This window comes from Pseudomonas sp. S2_A05 (assembly GCF_054668485.1).
The window spans coordinates 1,115,420-1,128,891 of the sequence record NZ_CP162775.1 but is presented as its reverse complement, the minus strand read 5'-3'; the positions used below and the strand labels follow the sequence as shown (position 1 = coordinate 1,128,891).

Genomic DNA, 13,472 nt, shown 5'->3' with positions numbered 1-13,472 from the left:
ACATGGCTGACATGTATGAGATGGCCAGCGCTTTTCTGGCCGCGATAGACACTGACTGGCAGCGCCATGTCAGCGCCGTCGGGCCATGTCTGCATCAGCCACATCCGGCGCGCGACCCGTATGAATCGCTGGTACGGGCGATTGCCTATCAGCAACTGCACGCCAAGGCCGGCGATGCGATCCTTGGGCGTTTGGTGGAGTTGTTCCCCGGCCAGTCGTTTCCGCATCCGCAGCAGATTCTGGCTACCGAGGTCGAGCGACTGCGTGCTTGTGGTTTTTCGGCGAGCAAGATTGCGACGATTCAAGGGATCGCCCAGGCGTCGCTGGACGGCGTGGTGCCGGATTACCCGACTGCACGGGCGATGGACGATGAAACCCTGATCGAACGCCTGACCAGCCTGCGCGGGGTCGGCCGCTGGACCGTGGAGATGCTGTTGATCTACAGCCTGGAACGTATGGACATCCTGCCGGCGGATGATTTTGGCGTGCGTGAGGGATATCGGCGCTTGAAGGGACTGGAGGTGCAGCCGACGCGCAAACAGATGATCGAGATTGGCCAGGCGTGGAAACCTTATCGGACGCTTGCGGCCTGGTATCTGTGGCGCGTGGCCAAGGTTTAGACCGCGTTATCGTTCTTCGCGAGCAGGCTCGCTCCCACACTGAATCAGCGTTCGGCGCTCTGTTTCCGCGCTCCCGGGGTGAGGGGAAAATCGAACTGGCGCTGCAAATCTTCAGCCTTGAGAATCTCGAACAACGCCTGCGCCGCCGCCGACAGGTCATTGCCCGGCTCGGTCAACACACCAATCGCCCGTTCCACCGAATCATTCAAGGTCAGGCAATGCGCGCCCAGCTCACGCATTTGCCCCGCGCACAATGCCGGCACCGCGCTGACCCCAAGCCCGCTGGCAACCATTCGCCCTACCGTCGCCAATTGATGGCTCTCGAACTCCACCGGCAACTTCATTCCGCGCGCCTGCAAATGCTCTTCCAGCATCACCCGCACCGTTGATGGCCGCTGCAGGGTGATGAACGGTTGCTCCAGCAAGGTCTGCCAATCGATGTCGGCGCGACCGGCCAGCGCTGAATCGGCCGGCACCACGGCGACAAAGCGATCGACATACAAAGGCGTGAATGTCATCGACGTGCTCTGCATCGGCGCGAACGCCACACCGAGTTCAACCTGACGATCGCGGACCATTTCCAGCACTTGCTCGTTGATCACGTCGTTGACCGTGACGTTGACGTTCGGATAACGCGCGCGGAAGCTCTTGAGAATCGGCGGCAACAGATTGCCGGCAAACGACGGCATCGCCGCCAGCGTCACGCGTCCGCGCTGCAGGCTGAAACGCTGGCGCATTTCGTCTTCGGCATTGTCCCAGTCGGCGATCAAGCGGCGCGCCAGCGGCAGCAGGGACTCACCTTCCGGGGTCAACGCCACGTTACGCGTGTTACGGCTGAACAGACGCCCTCCCAGGCCCTCTTCCAGCGCCTTGATGGTCAGGCTGAGCGCCGATTGCGACAAATGCAGACGCTCGCAGGCCACAGCGAAGCTCAGGCTATGGGCCACGGCGAGAAAGGCCCGGATCTGTTTGATGGTCATGTCGCTTTGCTCCAGTTGCGAGCGGCAAGCGTCAAGCTGCAAGCCGTGATGCGATGGCCCTGATCGTTCCCACGCTCCTGCGTGGGAACGATCATCGCCGAACGCTTATTGGTGAGATTTATCAATCAATCCACCTTAAAAATCAACTTAACAAATATATCCAGCAGAGAGACACTCCAGTCATTCGGCTAGCCAGCCGCCCGCAAATAATAAAAGAGGTGCCTATGGCAGGTTTCGACAAGCGTGTGTATTCCTACGAGGAAGCGATGGCCGGGCTGGAAGACGGCATGACCGTTATCGCCGGCGGCTTCGGCCTGTGCGGCATTCCGGAAAACCTGATCGCCGAGATCAAGCGCAAGGGCACCCGTGACCTCACCGTGGTTTCCAACAACTGCGGCGTTGATGGTTTCGGCCTTGGCGTGCTGCTCACCGACCGCCAGATCAGCAAAGTCATCGCCTCCTACGTCGGCGAGAACAAACTGTTTGAAGAGCAACTGCTCAAGGGCGAGATCGAAGTCATCCTTACCCCGCAAGGCACCCTCGCCGAGAAGATGCGCGCAGGCGGCGCCGGCATTCCGGCGTTCTTCACCGCCACTGGCGTTGGCACCCCGGTTGCTGAAGGCAAGGAAGTGCGCGAGTTCAAGGGGCGCAAATACCTGATGGAAGAATCCATCACCGGCGATTTCGCCATCGTCAAAGGCTGGAAGGCCGACCATTTCGGTAACGTCGTTTACCGCCACACTGCGCAGAACTTCAATCCGCTGGCCGCGACCGCCGGCAAGATCACCGTGGTCGAAGTCGAAGAAATCGTCGAGCCCGGCGAACTCGACCCGACGCAGATCCACACCCCGGGTATCTACGTCGATCGAGTCATTTGCGGCACGTTCGAAAAACGCATCGAACAGCGCACCATCCGCAAATAATTCAGGCCTTCGGAGAACAACAACATGGCACTTACCCGCGAACAAATGGCTCAGCGCGTCGCCCGCGAAATGCAGGACGGCTACTACGTGAACCTCGGCATCGGCATTCCGACCCTGGTCGCCAACTACATCCCCGAAGGCATGGAAGTCATGCTGCAATCGGAAAACGGCCTGCTCGGCATGGGTCCGTTCCCGACCGAAGAAACCATCGATGCCGACATGATCAACGCCGGCAAACAAACGGTGACTGCACGGATCGGCGCGTCGATCTTCAATTCCGCCGAATCCTTCGCGATGATCCGCGGCGGCCATGTCGACCTGACCGTGCTCGGCGCGTTCGAGGTCGACGTCGAAGGCAACATCGCTTCGTGGATGATCCCCGGCAAACTGGTCAAGGGCATGGGCGGCGCGATGGATCTGGTGGCCGGCGCCGACAACATCATTGTCATCATGACCCACGCGTCCAAGGACGGTGAGTCCAAGCTGCTGGCCAAGTGCAGCCTGCCGCTGACCGGTGCCGGCTGCATCAAGCGCGTGCTGACCGACCTCGCCTATCTGGAAATCGAAAATGGCGCTTTTGTCCTCAAGGAACGCGCACCTGGCGTCAGTGTTGAGGAAATCGTCGCCAAAACCGCTGGTAAACTGATCGTCCCGGATCACGTACCGGAAATGCAGTTCGCTGCCCAGTGAGGAATTCGCACATGCAAGACGTCGTCATTGTTGCCGCCACGCGTACCGCGATCGGCAGTTTTCAGGGCTCCCTGGCCAATGTATCCGCCGTAGACCTGGGCGCGGCGGTGATCCGCCAGTTGCTCGAGCAGACCGGCCTCGACGGGGCGCAGGTCGATGAAGTGATCATGGGCCAGGTGCTCACCGCTGGCGCCGGGCAGAACCCGGCACGTCAAGCCGCAATCAAGGCTGGCCTGCCCCACGCCGTACCGGCCATGACCCTGAACAAGGTCTGCGGTTCGGGCCTCAAGGCTCTGCACTTGGGCGCGCAAGCGATCCGTTGCGGCGACGCCGAGGTGATCATCGCCGGCGGTCAGGAGAACATGAGCCTGTCCAACTACATCATGCCGGGTGCGCGCACCGGTCTGCGCATGGGCCACGCGCAAATCGTCGACACCATGATCAGCGATGGCCTGTGGGATGCGTTCAACGATTACCACATGGGCATCACTGCCGAGAATCTGGTCGACAAATACCAGATCAGCCGCGAACAGCAGGACGCCTTCGCTGCCGCTTCCCAGCAGAAAGCTGCCGCTGCGATCGAGGCCGGGCGCTTCGTTGATGAAATCACGCCGATCCTGATCCCCCAGCGCAAAGGCGATCCGGTGGCGTTCAAGGTCGACGAGCAGCCACGCGGCGATACCACCGCACAATCTCTGGCGAAACTGCGTCCGGCGTTCAAAAAGGACGGCAGCGTCACCGCAGGCAACGCCTCGTCGCTGAACGACGGTGCCGCCGCCGTGATTCTGATGAGTGCCGAGAAAGCCAAGTCGCTGGGCCTGCCGGTTCTGGCCGGGATTGCCGCCTACGCCAACGCTGGCGTCGATCCGGCGATCATGGGTATCGGCCCGGTATCGGCCACCCGCCGCTGCCTGGACAAGGCCGGCTGGAGCATCGATCAGCTCGACCTGATCGAAGCCAACGAAGCGTTCGCTGCGCAATCGCTGGCCGTGGCCAAAGACCTGCAATGGGATCTGGACAAGGTCAACGTCAACGGTGGCGCCATCGCCCTCGGTCACCCGATCGGCGCATCAGGTTGCCGCGTGCTCGTGACATTGCTGCACGAAATGCTCAAGCGCGATGCGAAAAAAGGTCTGGCGACCTTGTGCATCGGCGGCGGTCAGGGTGTGGCTTTGGCGCTGGAACGCGGCTGATACGGAGTTCTAGGTTGACGGCGGATCCACGACATCCGCTGTTGGCTGGCAACAAAAAACCCGGTGCGATTTGCGTTGCACCGGGTTTCTTTTTGCCTGTCTACAATCGGTGGTGAATGTTCTGACCCCTTCGCGGGCAGGCTCGCCCCACATTCTGCAACGCATTTCCCTGTGGGAGCGAGCCTGCTCGCGAAAGCGCGTGTTCAGGCGCCAACCATTCAAGGCTTGCGCAACAGATAGGTATCCATGATCCACCCATGCTCCGCTCGCGCCGCCTTGCGCACCCGTTCGATCTCATCGGCCACTTCCGCCAGCCGGCCGCTGAGCAGTATCTCGTCCGGCGTGCCCAGGTAAGCGCCCCAGAAAATCTCGGTCTGCCGATCCGCCACCCGCTGGTAGGAATCCTCGGCATCAAGCATCACCACCAGACTGTCCGCTTCACCCACCTGCCCCGCCGCCAATCGCCGGCCTGTGGTGATTTCTACTGAGCGACCAATCGTGTTCAAAGGTATTTTGTGCTGCGCAGCCAAGGCTTGAACACTGGTAATCCCGGGGATGACTTCATAGTCGAATTCACAGCGGCCTGTTGCCTGAATCGCCTGAAGAATCCGCAATGTGCTGTCGTATAACGCCGGATCGCCCCATATCAGGAATCCGCCGCACTGGCCGTCGGACAATTCTTCATTGATCAGCCGTTCGAAGGTCTGCTGCTTGGCGAGGTTCAGTGCATCGACGCTCGCCGTGTAGTCGACATCGCCGCGCTCGCGCTCCGGACTGCTGGCTTCGACAAAGCGATGTGCGTGGTCGGTGATGTAGCGCTCGCAGATCTCGCGGCGCAGATCGATCAGCGTCTGCTTGCTCTGGCCTTTATCCAGCAAAAAGAACACATCGACCCGATTCAGCGCTTTCACCGCCTGCATGGTGATGTAGTCCGGATTGCCGGCGCCAATGCCGATGACCAGCAGCTGTTTCATCAGAATTCCTCGTCAAGGGCCATGCCCGGCAAGCGTAGTCGCCAGATGCCATTGAAGCGCAAGTCGATGATCGCCAGCGGCTCGACGTCGATTGCGTGGAACGCCGCGCCCTGCAGCACCTGCATCAGCGCCGCGCGCATGACGAAAGGATGAGTCACCGCCACGACATGCCCAGGCGCTGCAGCGATTGTGTCCAGCCACTCTGCCACCCGCTGCGTCAGTTGCCTGACTGATTCGCCGCCATGGGGTGCCGCTTCAGGATCGGCCAGCCAGGCTTGCAAAGCCTGGTTTTCGTTGGCTTGCAGATCCTTGATCGACTGGCCGTGCCAGCGTCCCCAATCGCAATCGCGCAGGGCTTGATCAATCTGCGCATCGACGCCAAACCATGCCGCCGTTTGCTGAGTTCTCAACTCCGGGGCACACACCAGCCGCCGCGTTACCGCCAATCGCGCCCTGAACGCGTCGGACGGAACAGCCAGATTTTCAACAGGCTCGTCCGTAGGAAAACGCGCTAGTTTCTGTGCGACGGTTCGCGCATGGCAAATCAGTATCAAACGGCTACTTGGCACAAGCAGGTTCTCGGTCGAAAGATAAAACAAACAATGGCACATGGCCGATATGCGTCGCATTGTGCCGCAAAACCTCGGCGTTCAGGGTTGTCACCGGCCCGTCGCTGAGCTTGGGATAGGTAATGTCTGACACAGCAATCGGCAAAGGACTACAACAGCGCGCTACTTCGACGTAGCCCTTATTACACGGGCACCTTGCACAGTTTTGGTGCTCGAAGAACCTGTACAAAAATTAGCTAGACATGTAACACCCATTACATAAATACTCGTTTAACGGATTGTGAAACGAATTCGACACCCCATCCAGCAGGAGCCCGGATGCCCCCTCTCAGAGACCTGATCACCGACCCCGGCCTGGACCTGACGCCATCGGAGCGCAAAGTCGTTCGCGCCCTGCTTGATCAGTATCCGCGCAACGGTCTCGGGCCTATGGCGCGACTGGCCGAACATGCCGGTGTCAGCGATCCGACCATCGTGCGCCTGGTGAAAAAGCTCGGTTTCGGCGGTTATGCCGAATTCCAGGAAGCCCTGCTCAGCGACATGGACCATCGCCTGCGTTCACCGCGCACCTTGTTGCAGCCGCGCTCGCAGCAGAACAAGGACGATGCCTGGGCGCATTACCTGGCGGACAGCCAGCGCTTGCTGATCGACACCCAAGCCCTGACCCAGCCTGAAGATGTGCGCATCCTCGTGGAATGGCTGCTCGACAGCCGCCATCAGGTCTACTGTTTCGGTGGCCGCTTCAGCATTCTGCTGGCCAATTATCTGCTCAACCACCTGCGTCTGCTGCGTCCCGGCTGCTTCGCCCTGGAAGACAACGCCCTGCTGCCCGACCGTTTGTACGATCTGCAACGTCAGGACGTGGTGCTGGTATTCGACTACCGGCGCTACCAGACCCAAGCTTTGCGCGTTGCGCAGGCGGCGAAAAACAACAACGCGCGAGTGGTGCTGTTCACCGATGTCTACGCCTCGCCGCTGCGCGAATTGGCCGACCTGATCATCAGCGCGCCGGTGGAATCGGCGTCGCCGTTCGACACCATGGTGCCGGCGCTGGCGCAGGTCGAGGCGTTGATCGCCTGCCTGACCTTGCGCGTGCCGGACCCGGCCGATCGCCTGGAAGGCATCGATGCCCTGCGCAACGACTTTGCGACTCACCTGCTGGAGGACAAATAAGGATGTTCAGCCTTCCCCACCGCTCGCCTCGGGACCTGCCGTTTGCGACCGACCACACCGCTTTGCTGCTGGTGGACATGCAGCGCGCCTGGCTCGAACCGCAATTCGACCCGCACCTGAGCGAGCCGGATGCCGAGTATTTTCTCCAGCGCACGCGCAGCCAGGTGGTGCCCAACCAACAGCGTCTGCTGGGCGCCTTTCGTCAGGCGCAGCAGAACGTGCTGCACACGATTATCGAAAGCCTGACCGCCGACGGTCGCGACCGCTCGCTGGATCACAAACTGTCGGACATGCACCTGCCCAATGGCAGCGTGCAAGCTCAGGTCATCGCTGAACTGACCCCGACCGAAAACGAAATCGTGCTGCCGAAGACCTCCTCCGGGGTGTTCAATTCAACCAACATCGATTACGTGCTGCGCAATCTGCAAACCCGCCATCTGATCATCGCCGGCATCGTCACCGACCAGTGCGTCGACATGGCTGTGCGCGACGCCGCCGACCGTGGCTATCTGGTCACGCTGGTGGAGGATGCCTGCGCCACTTACACAGCTGAACGCCATCACGCCTGCCTCAACGCGATCAAGGGTTACTGCTGGATCACCGACACCGACACCGTGCTCGGTCGCTTGCAGGAGATGCAGCCATGAGCCCGCGCCTGACGCCTTTGCCGATGACCACGCTGGTGACAACCGACCTGATCGGCATCACCCGTGGCCGCTCGTTTCCCAGCGATGAGCTGGAGCATTACCAGGCAGCGGGTTGCGGTTGGGTACCGGCCAACAGTGCGTTGACGCCACAGGACATTATCGCGTCGAGCAATCCCTGGGGCGCGTATGGCGACCTGCGGCTGATTCCCGATCTGAGCAGCCGCGTCACTGTCGGCAGCGGCCCGGACGCCAATGCGCCGGTGCTGGATTTCATTCACGCCGACATTCGTGAGACCGACGGCCAGGCATGGGGCGCCTGCCCACGCACATTGCTGCGCGATGAAATCGAGCGCTATCACGATGAGTTGGGGTTGCAGGTCAACGCCGCCTTCGAACATGAATTCAACCTGCACGCAGGTATTGCCGAACACGCGGCGTTCTCTCTCGAAGCGCAGCGCCAGGGCGCCGAATTCGGCGGCTGGCTGCTCAGCGCCCTGCGCGCCGGCGGCGTCGAGCCGGAAATGTTCCTGCCGGAATACGGCAAGCACCAATACGAAATCACCTGCCGCCCGACGCTTGGCGTGGCGGCGGCGGATCGCGCGGTCAACGTGCGGGAAATCACCCGGGAAATCGCCCGGCAAATGGGCCTGGATCTGAGTTTTGCGCCGAAGACTGCCGCCGAGGCGGTGTGCAACGGTGTGCACCTGCACGTCAGCCTGCTCGACCTGAGCGGCCAGCCGATGTTGTACGACGCCGGCACCAGCAACGGCCTGTCGAGCATCGGTCAGCACTGGGCTGCCGGAGTCCTGCATTTTCTACCGGCGCTGTGCGCGTTCACCGCGCCGACGCCGCTGTCCTACCAGCGTTTGCAGCCGCACCACTGGAGCGCGTCGTATGCGTGTCTGGGGCAGCAGAATCGTGAAGCGGCGCTGCGCATCTGCCCGACTGTGACCTTGGGCGGCAAGTCTGCCGCGCAGCAGTTCAACCTGGAATTCCGCGCCATGGACGCCACTGCCTCGCCGCATCTGGCCATGGCTGCGCTGCTGATTGCCGGGCGGCTGGGCATCGAACAGCGTCTGGCGCTGAACGCGGTTACCGATGAAATTCCCGATTCACTCAACGACGAGCAACGCAAGGCCCGGGGCATCGTCGCCCTGCCCGCCTCGCTGGCCCAGGCGCTGGATTGCCTGCGTGACAGTACAGCCTTCAACGAATGGCTGCCCAAGCCGTTGCTCGACACTTATTACGCCCTGAAAACCGAGGAACTGGCGCTGACGGAACAGCTCTCGCCCGCTGACCTGTGTGAGCACTATGCACGCCTGTACTGAATCCGCCGAGCTTGGGTTGTACACCCGCCCGGTCTACAACCTGAGCCGCGAGGACTCGACGAACCCGTTGATCCTCGTGTGCGAACACGCCAGTCGCTACATCCCCGACGCCCTGAACAATCTGGGCCTGGACGAGGCGGCCGCGCGCGAACATATCGCTTGGGACATCGGCGCGCTGCAACTGGCCGAACAGTTATCGGAACAGCTCGGCGCCACGTTGCTCAGCGCCAATTACTCACGGCTGCTGATCGACCTCAACCGCCCCCGCCATGCGCCGGACAGCATCCCGCTGCAGAGCGAGATCTACCCGATACCGGGCAATCGTGAGCTGGATGAGGCGACCCGCGAGTACCGGCGCCAGACGTTGTTCAAACCGTTTCACGCGCGCTTGCAGATCTTGATCGACGAGCGCATTGCCAAAGGTCTGCCGGTGCGGGTGGTCGGTGTTCACAGTTTCACCCCGGTGTATTACGGCCAGCCGCGACCACTGGAAGTCGGCGTGTTGTTCGGCCAGGCCCAGGACTATGCTCAGCGCCTGCTCGACGGGTTGCAAGCGCACCCGCTGAAAGTCGCGGGCAACCAGCCGTACAAAATTGACCCGCTGGGCGATATGACCGTGCCTGTGCACGGTGATGCCGAGGGCCTTGAGGCGGTGCTGATCGAGGTGCGCAATGATCTGCTGCGCAGCCCCGATGCGGTCTCGCGCTGGGCAGGCTATCTCGCACCTTTGCTGTAAACGATGGACCGATAAAACATAAACCAACCGATAGCTGACAAGGAGTTGCGCTTCATGGAAATTGAAGAATTCGGCTACAAGCAAGAGTTGAAACGTAGCCTGACGCTGACCGATCTGGTGGTGTACGGGATGATCTTCATGATCCCCATCGCCCCGTTCGGTGTGTATGGCTACGTCAACGCCGAAGCACCGGGGATGGTGCCGCTGGCGTACATCATCGGCATGGTGGCGATGCTGTTCACCGCCCTGAGTTACGGCAGCATGGCCAAGGCCTTTCCGGTTGCCGGCTCCGTATATTCCTACGCGCAACGCGGGCTTAATCAACACGTCGGCTTCATCGCTGGCTGGCTGATGCTGCTCGATTACCTGCTGATTCCGCCGCTGCTGTACCTGTATTCGGCGATGGCGCTCAACCATTTGTACCCAGACATTCCCAAGGTCGGCTTCATCCTGGCGTTTCTGGTCAGCGCGACGTTCGTCAACCTGCGCGGCATTACCTTCACCGCGCGGATGAACATGCTGTTCCTGCTGGCACAACTGGTGGTGCTGGGCATCTTCCTGTTCTACGCCTGGAACGCCCTGCACAACGGTGGCGGTAACGGTGAGCTGACGCTGGCGCCGCTGTATCACCCGGAAACGTTCAACTTCGCCCTGCTGATGCAAGCCGTGTCGATCGCCGTGCTGTCGTTCCTCGGCTTCGACGCGATCTCCACCCTCGCCGAAGAAATCAAGGAAGATCCGGGCCGCAGTGTCGGCAAGGCAGCGCTGATCACCCTGGCAGTGATGGGCACGATTTTCGTCGTACAAACGTGGATCGCCACCGATCTGGCAGCGGGCATGGGCTTCAAATCCGCCGACACCGCGTTCTATGAAATCGCTGAAATTGCCGCCGGCAGCTGGCTGGCGACCCTGACCGCCGTCGCCACGGCGCTGGCCTGGGGCGTCGCCGTGGCAATCACCTCGCAGGCCGCCGTGTCGCGGCTGCTGTTCGGCATGGCCCGCGACGGCAAGCTGCCGAAGGTGCTGGCCAAGGTCCACCCGAAACACAACACGCCGTACCTGAGCATTTATCTGGTGGCGGTGTTGTCGCTGCTGATCTGCTACCTGTTCATCGACGCGGTCGACATCCTCACCTCGCTGATCAACTTCGGCGCCCTCAGCGGTTTCATGCTGCTGCACCTGACGGTGATCAACCACTACTGGCGTCGGCAGAAGTCGGGGCAGTTTGTGCGCCATCTGCTCTGCCCGGTGATCGGCTTCATCATCGTCGCCGCGATCATGTACAACATGGGCGTCGATGCGCAGAAACTCGGCCTAATCTGGATTGCCCTGGGCCTTGTGTACCTGTTCTTCCTCAACAAGCTCGGCGCCAGCACAGCGCTGCCCGATCCGAGCAAAGGCTGACAAGAAAAAGAGCGGCGTCTGACAACAAAAGGCGACCGCCGATTCAATGCGTGGAAACCGACAGTGATAGTCAGGTTCGGCGAATGGGCCGAACCTTTTGATACAGGAGTACATCCATGCTGGTCTTACGCCCAGTCGAGCAGAATGATCTGCCCCAGCTACAGCGCCTGGCCCGCGAGAGCCTGATCGGCGTGACTTCGCTGCCGAATGACAGCGAACACCTGCGCGAAAAAATCGCCGCGTCGTGCGCGTCTTTCGACAGCGCCGCCACAGCCCAGGGGCCGGAAAACTATTTCTTTGTACTGGAAGATCTCGAACGCCAGCAACTGGTCGGCTGCTCGGAAATCCTCGCCACCGCCGGCTTCAAGGAGCCGTTCTACAGCCTGCGCAACCGCCATTTCACCAGTGCATCGCGAGAATTGAACATCGAGCATGGCGTGCCCGCGTTGTCGCTGTGCCATGACCTGAGCGGGCATACCTTGCTGCGCGGTTTCCACATTGACACCGCGCTGGTGCGTACGCCGTTTTCCGAACTGTTGTCGCGAGCGCGCCTGCTGTTCATTGCTGCGCATGCACAGCGGTTCTCCGAGGCGGTGATCACCGAGATCGTCGGCTACAGCGACGAGCAGGGGCATTCGCCATTCTGGGATGCGCTGGGCAAGCACTTTTTCGACCTGCCGTACGCGGAAGCCGAGCGCCTGTGCGGCTTGCAGAGCCGCACGTTTCTCGCCGAACTGATGCCGCAATACCCGATCTACGTACCGATGCTGCCGCAAGCGGCGCAGGATTGCATCGGCCGCGTGCACCCGGACGGCCAGGAAGCGTTCGACATCCTCGCGCGGGAAGGCTTCGAAACCAACAGCTACATCGACCTGTTCGACGCCGGCCCGACCCTGTATGCGCGTACCGCAAACATTCGCTCGATCGCTGACAGCCAGACCGCTATTGTCCGCCAACAAGTATCGACCGACGCCCGTGGCCGTTACCTGCTCAGCAACGACGCCCTGCATGACTACCGAGCGATTGTCACCGAACTCGACTATCACCCTGATCAACCGCTGCCCCTGACACCCGCCATCTGCGCGGCACTGAAAGTCAGCGAAGGCAGCTCGATACGGCTGGTCGCTCTGTGAGCCGCGTTAGCCATCCGCGCCTGAATCGGTACGCCAAAGGAGTTGGAGCATGATTGTCCGTCCGGTAAAAGTCAGCGACCTGCCTGCCTTGATGACCCTCGTCGAACAGGCAGGGCCAGGTTTCACCACCCTTCCGGCCAACGAAGACCGCCTCGCACATCGAGTGCGTTGGGCACAGCGCGCATTCGCCGAACAGGTGGAGCGCGCCGATGCCGATTACCTGTTTGTCCTCGAGGATGATGAGCAGCGCGTGGTCGGTGTCAGCGCGATGGCCGGCGCCGTTGGCCTGCGCGAGCCCTGGTACAACTACCGGCTCGGGGTGACCGTCAGTTCGGCACCGGACCTGGGCATTCAGCGGCAGATCCCAACGTTGTTCCTCAACAACGAACTGACCGGCCAATCGGAGCTGTGCTCGCTGTTCCTGCGCCATGACCAGCGCAACGGCAGCAATGGCCGCCTGTTGTCGCTGGGTCGTCTGCTGTTCGTCGCCGAATTTCCGCACCTGTTTGGCGAGAAGATGATCGCCGAGTTGCGCGGCAGTGCCGATGAAAACGGTTGCTCGCCATTTTGGGACAGCCTTGGCCGGCACTTCTTCCAGATGGATTTCACCCACGCCGATCACTTGTCCGGTCTGGGCAACAAAGCCTTTATCGCCGAACTGATGCCGCGCCAGCCACTATATACCTGCCTGCTCACCGAACAGGCGCAGGCGGCGATAGGCCAGACTCACCCGAACACCCAGCCGGCGTTGAAGATTCTTCAGGCCGAGGGCTTCACGCACAAAGGCTATATCGACATTTTCGACGGTGGCCCGGTCATCGAAGCGCCGATCCGCAGCATCCGCACGGTGCGCGACAGCCTCGAACTGACCTTGAGCCTCGGCACCCCGGACGAGCAGGCGCCGCTATGGCTGATTCACAACCGCCGGCTGGAAAACTGCCGTATCACCGTGGCCCCCGGGCGACTGGTGGGCAACAGCCTGGTTGTCGATCGTCTCACTGCCAAACGCCTGCAACTGCAGCCGGGCAATTCAGTGCGCGCAGTGCTCCTGCCCCATCAACAGCAACATGCCGTGGCGGCCTGATATTTCCGGCACGGGAGA

14 protein-coding genes are annotated in these 13,472 nt (G+C 61.2%); 11 read left to right on the top strand and 3 right to left on the bottom strand.

The features are described 5' to 3' along the window. Positions 1–2: 2 nt before the first annotated feature. Complete coding sequence (locus AB4O12_RS05155; protein WP_056784624.1) at positions 3–620, top strand: DNA-3-methyladenine glycosylase family protein; 618 nt, start codon at positions 3–5, stop codon at positions 618–620. Between the two features lie 44 nt (positions 621–664). Here the strand turns inward: AB4O12_RS05155 and AB4O12_RS05150 are convergent, their stop codons facing one another. Beyond that, the gene (locus AB4O12_RS05150) at positions 665–1,600 is read right to left on the bottom strand and encodes a LysR substrate-binding domain-containing protein (protein ID WP_460060606.1); all 936 of its coding nucleotides are present in this window, start codon (positions 1,598–1,600) and stop codon (positions 665–667) included. Between the two features lie 224 nt (positions 1,601–1,824). On the opposite strand from AB4O12_RS05150, the gene AB4O12_RS05145 reads away from it, so the two are divergent. From AB4O12_RS05145 to AB4O12_RS05135, 3 genes are read left to right on the top strand one after another with little or no spacing between them, the layout of a single operon-like run. Continuing rightward, on the top strand, positions 1,825–2,523 hold the full coding sequence (locus AB4O12_RS05145) for a CoA transferase subunit A (protein ID WP_016774135.1): 699 nt from the start codon (positions 1,825–1,827) through the stop codon (positions 2,521–2,523). Positions 2,524–2,547: 24 nt separating this feature from the next. After that, positions 2,548–3,213: a CoA transferase subunit B gene (locus AB4O12_RS05140; RefSeq protein ID WP_016774134.1), complete on the top strand. Its 666-nt coding sequence runs from the start codon at positions 2,548–2,550 to the stop codon at positions 3,211–3,213. Positions 3,214–3,224: 11 nt separating this feature from the next. Next, the gene (locus tag AB4O12_RS05135; RefSeq protein WP_460060603.1) at positions 3,225–4,406 is read left to right on the top strand and encodes an acetyl-CoA C-acetyltransferase; all 1,182 of its coding nucleotides are present in this window, start codon (positions 3,225–3,227) and stop codon (positions 4,404–4,406) included. A 218-nt stretch (positions 4,407–4,624) separates the two neighbouring features. Here the strand turns inward: AB4O12_RS05135 and cobF are convergent, their stop codons facing one another. Both cobF and AB4O12_RS05125 read right to left on the bottom strand, forming a co-directional pair. Beyond that, a complete protein-coding gene (gene cobF, locus AB4O12_RS05130) occupies positions 4,625–5,380 on the bottom strand; it encodes a precorrin-6A synthase (deacetylating) (RefSeq protein WP_375123424.1) in 756 nt (251 codons plus the stop codon). After that, the gene (locus AB4O12_RS05125) at positions 5,380–5,991 is read right to left on the bottom strand and encodes a histidine phosphatase family protein (protein WP_460062390.1); all 612 of its coding nucleotides are present in this window, start codon (positions 5,989–5,991) and stop codon (positions 5,380–5,382) included. Before AB4O12_RS05125 ends, cobF begins: the two co-directional genes overlap by 1 nt. A gap of 276 nt (positions 5,992–6,267) precedes the next feature. Here AB4O12_RS05125 and AB4O12_RS05120 point away from each other — a divergent pair, with 276 nt between their 5' ends. The 7 genes from AB4O12_RS05120 (at position 6,268) to astA (ending at position 13,454) form a co-directional block, all read left to right on the top strand. Beyond that, entirely contained in the window at positions 6,268–7,122 is an 855-nt protein-coding gene (locus AB4O12_RS05120; protein ID WP_056784613.1) for a MurR/RpiR family transcriptional regulator, read from the top strand. A 2-nt stretch (positions 7,123–7,124) separates the two neighbouring features. Continuing rightward, positions 7,125–7,769: a cysteine hydrolase family protein gene (locus tag AB4O12_RS05115; protein ID WP_460060600.1), complete on the top strand. Its 645-nt coding sequence runs from the start codon at positions 7,125–7,127 to the stop codon at positions 7,767–7,769. Then, on the top strand, positions 7,766–9,097 hold the full coding sequence (locus AB4O12_RS05110) for a type I glutamate--ammonia ligase (RefSeq protein WP_122601701.1): 1,332 nt from the start codon (positions 7,766–7,768) through the stop codon (positions 9,095–9,097). Before AB4O12_RS05115 ends, AB4O12_RS05110 begins: the two co-directional genes overlap by 4 nt. Then, positions 9,081–9,833 carry an N-formylglutamate amidohydrolase gene (locus AB4O12_RS05105; RefSeq protein WP_460060597.1) on the top strand — a complete coding sequence of 251 codons (753 nt, stop codon included), beginning with the start codon at positions 9,081–9,083 and terminating at the stop codon, positions 9,831–9,833. Before AB4O12_RS05110 ends, AB4O12_RS05105 begins: the two co-directional genes overlap by 17 nt. A 54-nt stretch (positions 9,834–9,887) precedes the next feature. Beyond that, positions 9,888–11,237 (top strand): APC family permease, encoded by a 1,350-nt coding sequence (locus AB4O12_RS05100; protein ID WP_076567476.1) that lies wholly within the window; start codon positions 9,888–9,890, stop codon positions 11,235–11,237. A gap of 116 nt (positions 11,238–11,353) precedes the next feature. Then, positions 11,354–12,370 carry an arginine N-succinyltransferase gene (locus tag AB4O12_RS05095; protein WP_073475358.1) on the top strand — a complete coding sequence of 339 codons (1,017 nt, stop codon included), beginning with the start codon at positions 11,354–11,356 and terminating at the stop codon, positions 12,368–12,370. 49 nt (positions 12,371–12,419) lie between these two features. Continuing rightward, complete coding sequence (gene astA / locus AB4O12_RS05090; protein WP_041478621.1) at positions 12,420–13,454, top strand: arginine N-succinyltransferase; 1,035 nt, start codon at positions 12,420–12,422, stop codon at positions 13,452–13,454. Positions 13,455–13,472 lie beyond the last annotated feature (18 nt).